Source organism: Leeuwenhoekiella marinoflava DSM 3653 (assembly GCF_900129005.1).
GTDB classification, from domain to species: domain Bacteria; phylum Bacteroidota; class Bacteroidia; order Flavobacteriales; family Flavobacteriaceae; genus Leeuwenhoekiella; species Leeuwenhoekiella marinoflava.
Genome location: NZ_FQUN01000015.1, coordinates 125,967 through 140,402, shown reverse-complemented (window position 1 = coordinate 140,402; position 14,436 = coordinate 125,967). Strand labels below are relative to the sequence as shown.

The following is a 14,436-nucleotide window of genomic DNA, read 5'->3' as shown; positions in this document are numbered from 1 at the left end:
GCCCACCGTAAACAACGGTGTTGGGATATCGAAGCCATTTTTGGGGATATAAAACACAATATGAACTTTAAGCGCTTTGCGTTAAGAGGAATCGAAAAAGTAAATGTAGAAATAGGGCTGGTTGCTATGGCCCACAACCTCAAAAAGCTAGCTTTGGTCATCTAAAGGCAGCCAAAACCTTTTAACGCTTAACGATTAACAATCCTACCCAATCCAGAAAACCAAAAAAAGTAGCTGTAGCCAGAAACCAAAAAGACCGCCTAAATGTTTTTAGACGGCCTCTTTTTATTAATAAATCGGGAGTTGATTTATTATTTATTTACAGTTTCTATAATCCCTTGTGTAGAGGAAGTTGCGGTTCTTTCTACCGGTGTATAAACAACTTTAAAAGTCTCTCCTTCTAAATTACCATTTACTAGATCTGGACTTTTAGTTTCTTCATCAACTTCTAAAACAACAGCTTGTTGGTTGGCATTAGTAAAAAAGTAATAACCGCCTTCATATCCGTCAAAAGTGAGTTGGTTTTGAACAACATCCTCATTTATTGATTCCGGGCAATTGAAGCCGCTTAAGCTGATTACTACTATACTGAATATGGTGATTAAAGTTTTCATTATCTTTGATTTATACTCTAATTTACAAAGCATAAACCGCTTAACAAGATGTCTTAGTTATACTTTAGCATCAAGTGCTAAAGCTTTCCTAATAATACACCCGTAAGCCTATTTTTTAAGAAAAACCTTAAGAGCTTATGAAATATAATCCTCAATCGCTCGCCAGTTTAGGTTCTAACCATAAATAGCCCATTGCCAGAAGAAAAATCACAAAGAAGTATAATGGATTAACAGGTTGTTTTAGATAGAACTTATTTTCTTCAGAAGCATTGCTTTTAAAGAAATTCCGGTTAGCTATGATTCGCTCACGGGCTGATTTTGCATTCCAAGATAAAGACTCCATAACATAATAGGAATGGGTTGAAACAATAGAATCGGTTGTGATCTGCAATTGATTCCAACCGGATTGCTCCGGGTAAAAAGTAGCGCTCCATAATTCTTCGATATCCGGATTTCCAGAAATGGGAATCGTATTTCCATTGGTATCTTCTACTATAAAATCTTTAAGTGCTGTTCTGAATTGTATCTCGTAAGGCTCATTCTTATAAACCGATTGATGGGAATCTTCCCAGAACACCACCTCATCCTCAGCCTTTAAAACAGGTTTTAAAATTTCACTCCATACCGCTTTATAAGCAACCTTATTCCCTTTAAGTTGTAATTCATGGGTATTTGCCAATACTGTAGTACTCACGCTACCAAAACCCAAAAATTGCTGCGCTGCCAGAAGAGAATTTCCACTTTTTAAAGTAGTACTCATATCTGACTTAGAATTAAACACATATCCAAAAGTGGAGACACCTACTCCGTTTTCTAAGTTAATTTCGCTATGCGCTGTACGTGTAAAATCAAAATTTGCCAGCGGCTGATTGCCATAAAACGAGTTTTCGTCCGGCATCAGAAAAACACCTAATCCTTCCTGCTCCACGGCTGTGCGAACTAGGTTCTGCTCCTTTCGTGAAAGTGACTGCCATGCTCCGGCATCGAGAATAACGAGATTTACATCTTCTAAAGTTGCAGCGGTCAAACTTTGAAAGGTTTGCCGCTCTCGGTTGAAATACTCATACTTATACCGGCGCTGTGTCAGCCTACTGCGGACTAAAATCTGATGATTGAGTTCCGCAAGAAAATTCTTTAGATACTTAATTTCAAAAGTGGGAAAAGCGTTGAGCATTACAATACTCAATTGCTGATCAGGTTGCACGCGTAACGGAAGCGGTTCGCGCTTGATTTCTATCCCTGTAGAATCTTTTTCCACCAACTCATACACAAAATTGCCCGGCGTCTTTAATTTTGCCTGAAGCAAAAAAACCGTATCCTGAATTTCGTCAAATTGCACAGAATCCAACGGTAAATTTCCGGGAGCTTGCAACACGATTTGATTTCCTATTTTAGGTTTAGAATATCTTGCTTTAACGCTCCAATCCTCTCCTTCAACCGCACTAGTTTTAAAATTGATTTTATCAATTCCGGCAGGGATTTCACCTTCTAAAAATTCTATATTTTTATCTCCTAACTGCCAAAAATCATAGTGTTGCACCCCATTTCCCAAAACAATTATTTTGTTCAAAGAATCTATCTGGGGTTGTAAAATAGGGCCATTATAGACCAGCTCTGTGAGTTGGGGATTTAATTTTTTAAGACTATCCAACTTCTTTTCCTGATAGCCCAAAGTCAACAATACACCTTGCTTTCCCTCAACGGTTGTGAGATGTGCAAGCTTTAAGGAGATTGCCAATAAAGCTAAAACTGCTACCAGTCCAATCAAGATTCGAATAATGAAACCACCGCCGTTTTTTCGGGGCCATTCCTTGATTAAAAAAACGACAAACAATACAATTGCTTCGACCAGCACCGGTATCAAATAATCGCTATTGATAAAAGTCAAATCACTCATCGGCATCCAACTTTTTTACCAGCAAAGCATCAAGTTTGCTATAGCGTGATTTTGAATTCGTGGGATTTGCTTCCTGCTCGGGCAATGCCTTTAAAAGTCCGTTTTGTAAACGCTTCAAATCTTCAACTTTTGTATCCAGATTTTGAGAAATCCATTTGAGTTGCTGCAGGGTTTCCAGATAATTTCCGGGATGTTCAATCGCCAAAACTGCCATTTCATTCCCAGCCTCTTCAAAAAGCTGCTGGTCTGCGGGAGTAATTTTCGCTTTAAGTGCAATCAATTTTTCTAGTCTGGAAATCGCTTTGCGTAAAGCCTCAAAGTTCTCAGAATCCTCAAAATCTTCCTGTTTTATGAAGCTATCCACATCTTTAAGTTCGCCACTCAACCGCTTGTCCTCCTTGATGGGCGGCGGATCAAACCCGATGCGGTGCACATAAATACGTGAACTGTTTTTTATTTCCTGAATCAATTCTAATGCTTCATATTGATACGGCAACGACTGTTGCGGCTCGTACATACGCAAATGCAACTCCGCATCCCACATAATGTTCAAGGCCTCGCGCAACTTACTTTTAAGCGACTTGGCAAACAGGGTAGATTCCTCGGGATCTTCGTGATTGTGCACATAGTTTTCAAGTGGGTTTTCGCCACCTTCTTCACTTTCGTGATCGTGCTCTTCTTCTACCAGATTGTGCTCGTTAGCACTATCATGTTTATGTGAGTATTCAGCGAGTGGATCCTCATTATCTGTTTCAATTATACCGGGATTGCCCTGCTGCGCTGTGAGAGCTCCATCAGCTTCATCGCCCATAAATTCGCCATATTTTAACCGCAGACTTTTCTGGTCAAAAGCTAGTTCGTTGCTGGTGGAATTGAATTCTTTAGTACTTAAATTTGGCTTGTTTTTAATGAGCTTTTCGGTATCTATTATGAGTTGGCGCTGACTTCTAAAATAATCCGGAATTAGGTCTACTCCCATTCCGCCTGCCTCTATAAATTCATATTGCGTGGTATCTTTGATGACTGTAAAATAAGTTTCACTTCGCGCCACATTGGGTTTTGGTGTTTTTAAATCCTGTGCGTGCACGTAAAAATAGAGTTCGTCGCCCGGTTCCATATTAAGAGCATCCAGGTTGAGCTGTTGCGAGAGCACTTGCTGTTTTGTTCCTTTCGCTATAGCGGAATTAAAAGGTATTTTCTCCTCCCGAAACTTCACCGATTCTCCTGAACCGCGGCTCACCGTCGCCACGATAAAGGCCTCACCTATGCCATAATCATCGATGATTTGCGTATCAAATCGAATGGTTTTTTCATCATCTGGTTCAAAAGAAGTAAACTGATCCAAATTGAAAATATCCACTTGTGGGGCCTCATCATACACTGTCTCGATACTGTGTAAATCTGAAACGTAGACCTTGCCCAGCGTATCCACAAACCGAAAATTATAAAACCCGGAAGCCGATAATTGCTGACTTCTTTGATACGTATCCCCGCTTGATTGCATCACATAGTGTGCCGACTGACTTTCCATAAAAACAGAATCTACCTTTTGATCAAACTGCAAGCTCCACGTAATTTGTGAACCTTCAAGGGCTTTGACATCCATACTTTCCCTACTGCGTGGACCCAGACCCGTGTATGCCGGATAGCGCACCCTTACCGATTGCTTGATGATTTTAGGAGGAATTTGTTGCCCTTCAGAAGAATCAACTGCCCGAACGATCATTTCATTTTCAGGCTTTACAGAATGATTCGATGACAGTGTATCTGTTGCTTTAAAAACTGTAAATACAATTAGCATGGTTGCAAGGGCTCCCAAAAGGAAAATAACAAAACGCTTATAATGTACCGGTGGTTGTAAATCTCTGAGTTCTGCAGCTAACTTTTCTTCGGTTCTGTGGCGTTGGATTTGACCTAAACTCGTCAGCTCTGATTTAGATTGAAAAACCAAGCCCGCACTGTATTCTGAGTTTTGTAAACTGCTATCGATAAAATTAATTACCTGAGTAATAGGTAACGTAAAGGGCTTAAAAAGCATTAACCCCAATACGCTGAAAAATACAAAAACAATAAAGCTCATTAAAAGTTTAGCGGTCAGCAAGAACAACAGCATTGCTGGTATCAAAGCAAGCAACAGGACTTGCAACCACAACCGGGTTTGCCACCGTTGCTTAAAGTTTAAAACGCTATGTTGCCCAGTGCTGCTCATTGATTTTGTATTCGAGATAAAATGCGTTCAACTATCAAAACGAGTACAAGAGCCAACCAAAACCACGGTGTAAAAGGTATTATCGATGCTTTATCGGTCTGGTTATCGCTATCAATTTTTAAAGGTTGTATACCTTCGGAAGAAGATACTCTGTTGTCGTATTTATCAATTTCGACCTCTAGTTCCGGATGCAGGTTGAGTAATGGCAATAACTGTTCGGGAAGATGATTTGCAACTGCGTTTTTTCGAGTTATACGTTGCGTTAACGTATATTTTTTAGAATCAATCCGCTCAATTAAATGAGTTGCAAATGCATCAGGATTATAGAATAGCGTTACACCTTCAAATTCTGGTGGACTATTTGGCTGAAGCCAAATAAAAACATCCGTATCTAAATCAATTTCAGCGTCGTTCTCAACCTCCTTAAAAGTTATTGGTTGCTCCAAATAACTGCTTAAGGCTTTAAGACTCGCTTTGAAATATGGAATTTGCGCAGCCAGCGAATCAATCGCTGAAACAACAATATGAATAGTGTCGGTTGGAATGACCACAACTCCTTCCGTTAAATCTTGAACTTCATTTGAAGTTAAAAATTCTTTTGAAAAATACAGTTTGTCGTTATTGCTTTGCACCTTCAAAACCTCCACAGAATCCTGCAGTTGACGTAGCTGTAAAACCTCTTCAAATGTGGAGCTAGAATCAATCGTAATCCAGTTGACATTTTCGTTAATTTCAGGGCGTTTGCCTTTCAGACCTTTTACCAAAGATTGTGAGTAAACCACGATACTATCGGCATCTAACTGTGTAAAATCTTGGACCAACTGCCAGTAGTTTACCACACCTATTTTAGCTAAAGAATCTTCAGGATTGTACGTGGCAAAATCCTTTTGCAAGAGTTTTACTTCCCGGTTTTCTGTCAGACTATCAAACACGGATTTAAAAGATGATATTTTGATCAAATCAGGTTCAATAAGATAGACCAAATCCTTCTTTTTGGTTTTTGTTTTAGCTAAAGGCTCCGCCAATATAAAAACGAGTAAGGTCACGGCAAGCATACGTAAGAGTAATAATATCCACTCATTGAGATGGAGCCTGTTACTCTGGGTAGTTTCAGATTTCTGGAGTAATGAGATGCTGCCCACCTTGATGGTCTTACCCTCGCTCTTGCTCCACAAATGTATGACCACGGGAATGGCGAGTCCCAGCAAAGCCCATAAATACATCGGATTGGCAAAAAACATATCAGACCAGGTTTATGCGTTTTTTTAAAAACAGGTTCAGGGTTTCGCCCAGTGGTTCGCCCATTGTAAATACCTGATGGCTTATGCCTTGATTCAGCAGGGATTCTTCTGTGTTTTTAAGTTGGTTTTCTAAATTTTCGAGATAATGCGTTCGGGCTTCTTTTGATGAAACTTTAAGCTTTGTGCCAGTTTCCAAATCTTCAAAAGTTACCGTCCCGCTATATTCAAAATTTGCCTCATCCTTCCCTAAAATCTGTAATACCGCCACCTCATTTCGGGAAGTTTTCAATGCTTTTGTAAACTCCGTCAGTTCTTCGCCATGCTCATACATATCTGTAATAAAAAAGATGAGTTCCTTACGCCCACGTTCGTGCAGTCGTTCATTAGAACAAGCATTTGACGGCCATTTTCCAGCATTCTCAACATTAAGCAATTCCTGCAACAAGCGGTTAAAATACTGCACACTGGCTTTAGGATAAATCGTAGTTAAGTTGTTTTCGCTTAAAGCGAAAAGACCTACTTCATCCCCCTGTTTATGTGTGAGATAAGACAGGCTCGCCACCAAAACCCGGGCGTAATCCATCTTTGTCAAATCGCCTTCCTGATGCAACATCGAGTTACTCGCGTCGAGGATAAACTTCACCGAAACCTGAGATTCTACCTCAGACTGCTTGATGTAATACCGTCCCGAACGGGCCAATATCTTCCAGTCTAGTAAGCGTAAGTCATCGCCCGGCTCATACCCGCGATACTGACTAAACTCCATCCCGCTGCCCAGACTTTTACTGCGGTTCAAACCTTGTAAATAGCCATCAACAACCACCCGGGCCAGCAGGTTGAGTCCTGACACTTCGTGAAGGATTTCGGGTTTTAAGAGTTCTCGATAGTTGGTTTGCATCGGCTTTATAAAATGTTGTCGAGTAGTTTTTGTGTAACCATATCGGTAGTAATGTTTGCGGCTTCGGCCTTAAAATTCACAATTACACGGTGGCGCAACACCGGAAACGCAACAAACTTTAAATCGGCTGGTGTGACTGAAAGTCGGCCCTGAGCCAATGCTCTCGCCTTTGCCGTCAAAATCATCGCCTGACCGGCACGTGGTCCGGCACCCCAACTCACCCATTGTTTCACATAGTCGTCTGTGCTAGTTTCCGGTCGCGTGGCGCGAATGATTTTACTCACTTTGGTAATCAAATCATCACTTATGGGAACTTCGCGCACCAACTCCTGCAAACGAATAATCTCTTCTCCGGAAATAACAGAATTGACTTTAGCCTTTTTCGAACTCGTTGTTGCTTTTAAAATGGCTGTTTCATCTGTTTCTGTGGGATACCCAATGCGAATGTAGAGCAAAAACCGGTCTTGTTGCGCTTCCGGCAACGGAAAAGTTCCCGATTGTTCTATTGGGTTTTGTGTTGCCAAAATAAAAAACGGCTTATCCAGCAAATAAGTTTTCCCGGAATAGGTCACTTCAAATTCTTGCATCGCTTCAAGCAAAGCGGCCTGTGTTTTAGGCGGAGTTCGGTTGATCTCGTCAGCAAGGATGATGTTTGAAAATATAGGTCCTTTATTGAATTCAAAAAACTTCTTTCCGGTAGTCTGGTCTTCTTCGAGTATTTCGGTTCCTATAATGTCACTCGGCATCAAATCTGGCGTAAACTGAATACGCTTAAATTCTAAGTCTATGGCTTTTGCCAATGTTCGAATCATCAAGGTTTTAGCCAACCCGGGGACACCTTCAAGCAACGCGTGACCACCCGCCAAAAAGGTAATCAAGAGCTGTTCTATCGTCTCTTCCTGCCCGATAATTATCTTGCCAATTTCTTGCTTTAGCTGGGTAATTTTCGCCGTAAGACTGTTTACTTCCTGCTCGATTTTCACCAATTCGTTATCCATAGTTTTGAGTTAAGAGGTAAGGGCATACATCACAATATTCACCCCAAATCGTGTATTGTCTATTCTATAAAATCGCTTGTTCCTAAAGTCGTAATCCCACTCGCAACCGTAATCTTTATTGCTGTACAAAACCCCAATGCGTCCATTGATTACAATGGCTTTAAGGTATTCGTGCACCAGGTCATCACCCCAGCCGTTAAGCTCTTGAGAGGTTGTGGGCGGACCATCATCAAATTCAAAAAACGAGGAATAAAGCTCGTGGTCGTTGGGGATTTTCTTAAGTTCATCAGGACCAAAAATCTCTTCCATCTGCCTCTCAAAAGATTTAGCAAAAAGTCCGTCAATGTCGTGATTGCAATCATCTGCAAACACAAAACCACCATTCTTCACATAGTTCCCAAAATTCTCACGCTCTTTAGGAGTGAACTGCACCAATTTATGCCCGGAGATGTAACAAAACGGACATTTAAAAATCGCATCACTACTCAGTGAAATGATGTTCTCCCGAGTGTCAATGTTAAGTGTTGTATATTCTACCAACGAGTTGAGCAAGTTAGACGGCATACGCTGGTCAACATCCCAGTCGCCTGACTCGTATTGCAATCTTGTAAAGAAAAAATCGTTATTCAATGTAAACGGTGCGGTTTAAGTTTGCTTATGCGGTTTGGATTTCGCCGAAAGGCAAACCACACTAATTTCCTTGAAAAAAGAAAACTGGCTACTTGATATTGAAGTAACCAGTTTTTGTTTGTACTGAAAGTTTATACAGCGTCTGAAAGGCTGGTAAAAGTAAAGTCACGAATCTTCATATACGGGATGAGATTACCGTTGACACGCACTTGCTCGCCCAGTTCCTCCAGATTATTGAGCATAATAATAGGACTTTCGTTAAAACGAAAATTCTTCACAGGATATTTAATCTGACCGTTCTCGATATAGAACGTTCCGTCACGGGTAAGTCCTGTAAACAATAGTGTTTGCGGGTCTACTGAACGAATATACCAGAATCGCGTAACCAAAATTCCACGCTTTGTGCTTTTAATCATATCATCAAGCGAGGCATCGCCGCCCTGCATAATCATATTGCTGGGATAAGAAACGGGTTCAACACCTTGTTGCGATGCCCAATAACGGTCGTATGCCAGATTTTTTACCACACCGTTTTCTACCCACATTGTTTTTTTACGCGGTAAGCCATCACCACTCCAGGTTGATGTAGGCACATCCGGATGCAAAGGGTCTGACCAAATAGTCACACGCTCATCAACAATTTTATCTCCTAGTTTGGTTCCACCACCTTCTTTAGACATAAAGCTTCTACCCTCATCTGCGGTACGCGCATTGAAAGAACGGCCCATATTACCGAGAAGCTCTTCTGCGGCAGCGGGCTCAAGAATCACCGTGTAACGCCCGGGTTCGATTGCTCTAGCCTCACGAGACATCACCGCCTTATCAATTGCTATCGCCGATGCTTCTTCTGCATTAAATTTTGTAATATCATTATAATCACGCGTCACCCAACCAGAACCTGTTCCGTCATTGGTACGCATCGTGACGGTAAAGTCTACGTTTGTAGACTTATTGTAAGCAAAAAGTCCGTTAGAATTGAGCATAGCACTAAAGCCTGCTCCGTCATCCAAAAATCCGGCTGCAGTTACATCTTTTTCGCCTGCAGGCTTGATACTCTTTGCCGCGACTTGAGCACGAAATTCTGGTGTTGTATTTGCTGTAGCTTCAACATAACTCACCGATTCATCATAGGTTTGTGGGCCTAGCGGTGCCATAAATTCCGGATTCTCGGGAGAAAGTTGTGCCAGCTCTTCTGCGCGGCGCACCACTTTTTCTAAGGATGCATCGTCAAATTCATCAATAGTAGCCGTTCCTGATTTTTTACCAAAACTAGCTTCCACCGCAAGGGTTTGATTAGACTGGTGACCAGCTGTGGAAACCGTATTCCGTGCATAGCGAATATTGCCACTTTCGCTTCCGCCAAGGTTAATCACGCACGCATCAGCCTTAGAAAAGCTCATCGCCTTCTCTAATATCTTACGTGCTTCTTCTTCTGAATATATTGCCATTGTACTTGTATTAATTGTTAGATAAAAGATTAAACAGCTCTTCCTGTATTGATAACATTTACACCGTCAAAACGCGTTGTAGAACTACCGTGAGAAACAGCACTTACCTGCGAGGGCTGGCCTTTGCCGTCAAAGAAAGACCCAAACAACCTGTAGTCACCTTCATCACAAATTTTCGCACAAGAATTCCAAAATTCTTGCGTGTTAGATTGATAGGCTACATCATTGAGCATACCCACAATTTTACCCTCTTTTATCTCGTAGAATACCGTACCGCCAAACTGAAAATTGTAGCGTTGCTGATCTATAGAATAGCTTCCGCGGCCAGCAATATAAATTCCTTTTTCTACGTCCTTAATCATTTCTTCAACAGAATAAGGTTCTTTTCCTGCTTCAAGAGATATGTTTGGCATACGCTGAAACTGAACATCATTCCAGCTTTGTGCATAACAACATCCATGAGATTCATTCTGATCTAAAATACTTACCTGATCCCGAATCGCTTCGTAATTAACTAAGATTCCATTGCGAATCAAATCCCATTTCTTAGTCTTCACCCCTTCATCATCATAGCCCACAGCACCCAACGAATGCGGTTGTGTTTTATCGGCAACGATGTTTACAAGGTCACTACCGTATTTAAAATCTCCGGCTTTCCATTTATCTAAAGTTGCAAAACTGGTTCCTGCATAATTTGCTTCGTATCCCAAAACTCGGTCAAGCTCCAGCGGGTGCCCTACCGATTCGTGAATGGTTAATCCAAGATGGTTAGGCTCTAAAATCAAATCATATTTACCGGGTTGTACAGTCTCTGCCGTAAGCATTTCTTTAGCCTGTTTTGCCGCAGTGGTTGCATCTTCTATAATGTCATAATTGTTACGATACAGATTGAATCCTGCCGGACTCATTAGCTTTTCACTTTCAAGGCCATCCATATATTCATATCCCATACCCATAGGTGCACTCATCGCCTGGCGTGATTTAAATTTACCTGCTTCACGGTCAATGGCAGTGACACCAAAGGTGGGCCAAATACGGTGAATGTCTTGATCTATATAAGAACCATCTGTAGATGCAAAGTATTTTTGCTCATTTACCATAAATAAAGCTGAATTCACAAAGTTTGCTCCCGCATTCATCGCAGCAGCATTTGCATCCAGCAAGAGTTCTACTTTCTCAGAAACCGGCACTTCTCTAAAGTCTTTTTTTAACGGTGTTTTCCAACTCACTTCGCCGTGAGCTTCAACCGGAGCAAGAACAACAGGATCTGTTTGAATTTTTGAATTTGCTTTTGCAATAGCAACAGCTTGCTGCGTAGCTTTTTTAATACCGGCATCAGTCACATCATTTGTTGATGCAAACCCCCAAGTCCCATTTGCAATCACGCGAACACCGATCCCAAAAGACTCGGTATTTACTACATTCTGCACTTTGTCCTCTCGAGTAAAGACATATTGATTGAGGTAACGCCCTATTCGTGCATCAGCATAAGAAGCGCCTAGAGAACGGGCAGTATTTAATGCTACATCTGCCAAGGATTTTTTAGTAAATAGATCCAGACCGGGTTCTAACAAAGCTTCAGGAGCAATGTCATTACCCATCATCGAGACAGGAAGCATTAACGCCCCTGTTCCAAGACCGGTGAGTTGAACAAAGTTTCTTCTTTTCATAAAAAAAGGTAGGTTTTGATTAATGAATGCTATATCCTTAAAACCGAATCTTAATGTTTTCTAAACAAATATGGATTTTTCACAGCACTGTTTAAGATAAGACCTGAAAGGATAGGCTCTAAGCTAATTGATTAAAAACAAGAGACCTCTTAAAATAGTCTTAAAAACTTAAAATTTTAACACTTCTAAAACAGAAAAACATTAGTCAATTTAATCAAATATAAATTTGACAATATCAACATAGGAGTATTGAGATATATGAAATTGTAAGGTCAAAAGTTAAGAATATGTAAAAATGAAAAATCCAAAGTATTGTGTTATACTTCGGACTTATAAAATTTATTAATCCTAATCTGCTTATCATTCATTTCTGCTAAAACCAGTAACATTTTCGTGAATGAGTTCTTGATCTCTTATGGAATCTACCTTAACATTTTTCAATTCGATATTTTTAATTGGCATTTCAGCATCTCCTAAAATTCGAGATACAAAATCAACATTAGTAGCCGTGACATTGGTCATATATACATCTTCAATTTGCGTCAATCTTCGTTCGTATGTTGGCACTAAATCACGCCATTGATAAAGCACATCTGTTTCTACGCCCAGAACACCTTTATCTATGCGACCTGCCTTGATATTTTCCATATAGATATTCTTTACATATCCACCTCGGCGTTCATTAGTTTTTATAAAAAGTAGATGGTTGAGTTTCGCATTAGGTTCCACTTCACAATTTTCCATAAAAACATTCTCAACACCTCCTGAAAGTTCGCTACCTATTGCAAGAAGTTGGTGCCCGTTTTTAACCAGACAATTACGAATCACCACATTTTTAACCGGCGTATTGAGGCGCCATGCGTCTTGGTTACGGCCGGCTTTAACAGCTATTGCATCATCACCCTGATCAAAAACACAATCTTCAATCAAAACATTTTGGCTCATCTCCGGATCAACACCATCATTATTATGCCCGTGTGCGAATACATTCACGTTACGTATCGTAACATCTGAAGATAAATACGGGTGAATCACCCAAAATGGACTATCCTTTATGGAAACCCCTTCAAGCAGCACATTTTTACAGCGATTAAACTGAATGAACTGCGGCCTGAAATTTGCGGAATCATTAACCATTTGTCGCTTTTCAACAGGTACATCTTTTGAAGCCATCTCATACAAGCGTTTTAAGTTTTGCATATGACCGGAAGGTCTTGCAAACCAAACTTCCCAAGTATCCATTTTTGCTTTTAAAGTTCCTTTACCTGTAATGGCTATATTCTCACACTCGTAAGCATAAATAAGCGGAGAATAATTGTAGCATTCCATGCCTTCCCAGGTGCTCAATACGGCAGGAAGGTAATCCTGAGGATCTTCAGAAAACAAAAGCCTTGCACCTTCCTCAAGGTGTAAGTTTACATTGCTCTTAAAATGAATTTTGCCAGTTAACCACTCTCCTTGAGGTACAATTACGGTACCCGCACCTATTGCATTTGCAGAATCAATCGCAGCTGCTATCGCTTTAGTAGTTTTTATTTTATCTCCTTTTTCAGCACCAAAATCAGTTATCAAAAATTGAGGTGTATTTTTAAAAACAGGAGATTTAACCTCAAAATTCCCAAAAGGTGTATTGACTTCTTCCGTATGTAAAGCAATCTTTTGATTTTGAGGTTTTGAATCTTTTTGCTTGCAAGAAGAATTGATAAGCATAAAAAAAATCAGGAAAGCTGTGAATAGTTTTTTCATTATTGAAATTGTTAGATACGATTTTGAAAAATAATGAGTTTCAATGATCTATTCATCCTGCTCCGCCCTGCCTGACTTGATGTTTATCAATATCAACTCTTAATATTTAATGATTTTCACAAGTTTTTTAAATGCAAATATTGATTTTCATCGTTTTTTAATGACAGAATATCTAATAATTAAGAACTCTTCTATAACTTAATTTCTAAAAAAGTAAGTTTATAAATAAGCACTCAAACATTTGAATTCCTTGACTTATAAATAATAACTAACAAAAATCTAAGCCCATGAATTTAGTTTACGAAGGTGAAAACCAACTAATCTGTAGTGCTGTCAGGAGAACAACAGAGGTTCTAAATAGCACTTTTTTTCAGAATCATTTGATGAGCAACCTTTCTGAAGAAGAAAGTGAACATATTAAAACATTATTAAATACAATTCATCAAACAAATTATAATGTTTATATAAAAACGTATTGGAATCCCTTTAAAAGACAATCAATTACCTATGATATAAATACGCAATCGCTGAATATAAATATTGCGAGTTTAAAAAAATCTAGAAGAATTATTTCAAAACAACTTGTAAAAAATTATTCACTCTTACAATTGAACAAAATTTACGGAGGGCAGGAAAACGGAAATTTAAATAAAGTATTAGCATTAAGAATGTCATCTCTAGCAAATTATTACGCTTAATAAAACACTGATTTCAAGCCAGTTTCAGCTCTTTGAGATTTTTACTGAAATTTATTAAAAAATCAGCATAGGTCATGTTACACGTATTCATATTTGAAGTACATTCGCCCGCATTTTTAACGCAATAAATCTTTATTTATGAAACGCAATATTTTAGCTGGTTTCGCTTTGAGTTTAATGATCACTGTTTTTTCTTGCAGAGAGTCTGCTCAAGAATCAACTGAAGAGTCAATGGAAGAAACTTCTATGGAAGAAGTAACTCCTGAGGCTCCGGTTGAAGAAGCTCCTGTTGAAACTCCTGCTGAAGTTGTAGTTGACAGCACTGCTGTACCTGCTCCTCAAGCTGAATAATAAGTCTTAAACTTACGAAATTCAATTCAAAGCCTC

At 39.7% G+C, this 14,436-nt stretch carries 13 protein-coding genes; 3 read left to right on the top strand and 10 right to left on the bottom strand.

Features of this window, described 5'->3' with window-relative positions; all coding sequences use genetic code 11:
- On the top strand, positions 1-165 hold a 165-nt coding region (locus tag BUB91_RS21490; protein ID WP_139250536.1), incomplete at its 5' end, for a transposase.
- 146 nt (positions 166-311) lie between these two features.
- On the opposite strand, the gene BUB91_RS14445 is transcribed toward BUB91_RS21490, so the two are convergent.
- The 10 genes from BUB91_RS14445 to BUB91_RS14400 form a co-directional block, all read right to left on the bottom strand.
- A complete protein-coding gene (locus BUB91_RS14445) occupies positions 312-614 on the bottom strand; it encodes a hypothetical protein (protein WP_073100001.1) in 303 nt (100 codons plus the stop codon).
- Between the two features lie 151 nt (positions 615-765).
- Positions 766-2,511, bottom strand: coding sequence for a hypothetical protein (locus tag BUB91_RS14440; protein WP_073100000.1), 1,746 nt, complete (start codon positions 2,509-2,511; stop codon positions 766-768).
- The gene (locus tag BUB91_RS14435) at positions 2,504-4,591 is read right to left on the bottom strand and encodes a tryptophan-rich sensory protein (RefSeq protein WP_241652619.1); all 2,088 of its coding nucleotides are present in this window, start codon (positions 4,589-4,591) and stop codon (positions 2,504-2,506) included. The genes BUB91_RS14440 and BUB91_RS14435 overlap by 8 nt, the downstream gene beginning before the upstream one ends.
- Positions 4,592-4,716: 125 nt before the next feature.
- On the bottom strand, positions 4,717-5,961 hold the full coding sequence (locus BUB91_RS14430) for a BatA domain-containing protein (protein WP_073099998.1): 1,245 nt from the start codon (positions 5,959-5,961) through the stop codon (positions 4,717-4,719).
- Between the two features lies 1 nt (position 5,962).
- Complete coding sequence (locus BUB91_RS14425; RefSeq protein WP_073099997.1) at positions 5,963-6,859, bottom strand: DUF58 domain-containing protein; 897 nt, start codon at positions 6,857-6,859, stop codon at positions 5,963-5,965.
- Between the two features lie 5 nt (positions 6,860-6,864).
- Complete coding sequence (locus tag BUB91_RS14420; RefSeq protein ID WP_073099996.1) at positions 6,865-7,857, bottom strand: AAA family ATPase; 993 nt, start codon at positions 7,855-7,857, stop codon at positions 6,865-6,867.
- Between the two features lie 9 nt (positions 7,858-7,866).
- Positions 7,867-8,487, bottom strand: coding sequence for a DUF4159 domain-containing protein (locus BUB91_RS14415; RefSeq protein ID WP_073099995.1), 621 nt, complete (start codon positions 8,485-8,487; stop codon positions 7,867-7,869).
- A 131-nt stretch (positions 8,488-8,618) separates the two neighbouring features.
- Complete coding sequence (locus BUB91_RS14410; RefSeq protein ID WP_073099994.1) at positions 8,619-9,935, bottom strand: TldD/PmbA family protein; 1,317 nt, start codon at positions 9,933-9,935, stop codon at positions 8,619-8,621.
- 29 nt (positions 9,936-9,964) lie between these two features.
- The gene (locus BUB91_RS14405) at positions 9,965-11,605 is read right to left on the bottom strand and encodes a TldD/PmbA family protein (protein ID WP_073099993.1); all 1,641 of its coding nucleotides are present in this window, start codon (positions 11,603-11,605) and stop codon (positions 9,965-9,967) included.
- 360 nt (positions 11,606-11,965) lie between these two features.
- Entirely contained in the window at positions 11,966-13,351 is a 1,386-nt protein-coding gene (locus tag BUB91_RS14400) for a glycoside hydrolase family 28 protein (RefSeq protein WP_073099992.1), read from the bottom strand.
- Between the two features lie 287 nt (positions 13,352-13,638).
- Between BUB91_RS14400 and BUB91_RS14395 the strand changes: the two genes are divergently transcribed.
- Together BUB91_RS14395 and BUB91_RS14390 are read left to right on the top strand one after the other, a co-directional pair.
- Complete coding sequence (locus BUB91_RS14395; RefSeq protein WP_073099991.1) at positions 13,639-14,049, top strand: hypothetical protein; 411 nt, start codon at positions 13,639-13,641, stop codon at positions 14,047-14,049.
- 138 nt (positions 14,050-14,187) lie between these two features.
- Positions 14,188-14,400, top strand: a complete 213-nt coding sequence (locus tag BUB91_RS14390) for a hypothetical protein (protein ID WP_073099990.1) — start codon at positions 14,188-14,190, stop codon at positions 14,398-14,400.
- Positions 14,401-14,436: the final 36 nt, after the last annotated feature.

Excerpts from the sequence above, each read along its gene's own strand:
- BUB91_RS14420 (WP_073099996.1), bottom strand. The coding sequence starts at position 7,857 with ATGGATAACGAATTGGTGAAAATCGAGCAGGAAGTAAACAGTCTTACG.
- BUB91_RS14395 (WP_073099991.1), top strand. The coding sequence starts at position 13,639 with ATGAATTTAGTTTACGAAGGTGAAAACCAACTAATCTGTAGTGCTGTC.
- BUB91_RS14445 (WP_073100001.1), bottom strand. The coding sequence starts at position 614 with ATGAAAACTTTAATCACCATATTCAGTATAGTAGTAATCAGCTTAAGC.
- BUB91_RS14425 (WP_073099997.1), bottom strand. The coding sequence starts at position 6,859 with ATGCAAACCAACTATCGAGAACTCTTAAAACCCGAAATCCTTCACGAA.
- BUB91_RS14430 (WP_073099998.1), bottom strand. The coding sequence starts at position 5,961 with ATGTTTTTTGCCAATCCGATGTATTTATGGGCTTTGCTGGGACTCGCC.
- BUB91_RS14440 (WP_073100000.1), bottom strand. The coding sequence starts at position 2,511 with ATGAGTGATTTGACTTTTATCAATAGCGATTATTTGATACCGGTGCTG.
- BUB91_RS14405 (WP_073099993.1), bottom strand. The coding sequence starts at position 11,605 with ATGAAAAGAAGAAACTTTGTTCAACTCACCGGTCTTGGAACAGGGGCG.
- BUB91_RS14400 (WP_073099992.1), bottom strand. The coding sequence starts at position 13,351 with ATGAAAAAACTATTCACAGCTTTCCTGATTTTTTTTATGCTTATCAAT.
- BUB91_RS14390 (WP_073099990.1), top strand. The coding sequence starts at position 14,188 with ATGAAACGCAATATTTTAGCTGGTTTCGCTTTGAGTTTAATGATCACT.
- BUB91_RS14410 (WP_073099994.1), bottom strand. The coding sequence starts at position 9,935 with ATGGCAATATATTCAGAAGAAGAAGCACGTAAGATATTAGAGAAGGCG.
- BUB91_RS14435 (WP_241652619.1), bottom strand. The coding sequence starts at position 4,591 with ATGAGCTTTATTGTTTTTGTATTTTTCAGCGTATTGGGGTTAATGCTT.